This window comes from Cereibacter sediminicola, from assembly GCF_007668225.1.
GTDB classification, from domain to species: Bacteria; Pseudomonadota; Alphaproteobacteria; order Rhodobacterales; family Rhodobacteraceae; genus Cereibacter_A; species Cereibacter_A azotoformans.
Map to the genome: position 1 here is coordinate 1 of NZ_VDEK01000109.1, position 1112 is coordinate 1112.

At 62.9% G+C, this 1112-nt stretch carries 1 pseudogene; it reads left to right on the forward strand.

The annotated features are described in order from the left end of the window. Positions 1-392: 392 nt before the first annotated feature. Positions 393-1112, forward strand: a pseudogene (locus tag FG154_RS20545) (calcium-binding protein); the annotation flags it as partial.

Genomic DNA, 1112 nt, shown 5'->3' on the forward strand with positions numbered 1-1112 from the left:
ATGGCTTTTGGGGAAGAACGGCTTGAGGCGCTCCATCTGGGCGTCGCTCAGCCAGTAAAGATTGCTCATCGATCTGGTCTCCTTGCGGAGCCTGAATCACGCGAACCGCCCCAAATCAGTGGGTCTGGAGCCTGAATGGTCAAGATGACGCAGCAGGCCGCACGGGACAACAACAATCTTGACATAGAATTTTAACGTCCTAGCCCTAGTGCTCTAGAGGTCTGATGCTTAGTTGGAATGATCATGAGTTTGCGACGTTTGGCTTTTAATCACGTCATAGTTCCATTTTGTCAGCCTGCTTCGCATTGCGCGGAATGCTCGAAAGCAGCTGGCGTAAGAGGAGGATTTGGTTCACTCAATCGTGAGGTCACTCTGAAGATGGATGTGGGCCAATGATCCTGACCGGCGGCACGGGCGACGACGTCCTTACCGGCGGCGGGGGCAACGACAGCCTCACCGGCGGTGCGGGCCATGACACGCTCGACGGCGGCACCGGGGCGGACACGGTCTGGGGCGATGCGGGCAACGACCTGATCCTGTCGGACTCGCTCGGCGACCGCAGCCATGGCGGTGCCGACATCGATGTTCTCGAGGTCGACTACCGCAGCCAGACGGCGGCTTTGGCGGTGTCGATCGCCGGTGGCAACGTCACGGTGAACGGCGCCGTGGTGGCGGACGGGATCGAGCATCTCTCCGGCACCTTCGGCACGGGCAACGACACGGTGGACGCGGGCTTCTTCCTGAGCAGCCCGGGAACTCCGAGCGGCTATCTCGATGGCCACCAGGGCAGCGACCTCGTCGTGCTCGACTATTCCGGCATCTCGTCGGAAGGCCAGACGGCCACGCAGGTGCATGTCTATGGCAACGGCTACTACAACAGCGTCGTTTATCTGAGCGACGGGTCTTACCGTAACGTCCACCTGGCCAACTTCGAGAGCGCCTCGATCACCGGCAGCGCCGGCAACGACTACCTTGGCGGCGCGACCGGCGCCAGCACGCTGGCGGGCGGTGCGGGCGACGATACGCTCGAGGGTCAGGGCGGCGCCGACAGCCTCGACGGCGGCACGGGCGACGACGTCCTTACCGGCGGCGGGGGCAACGACAGCCTCACC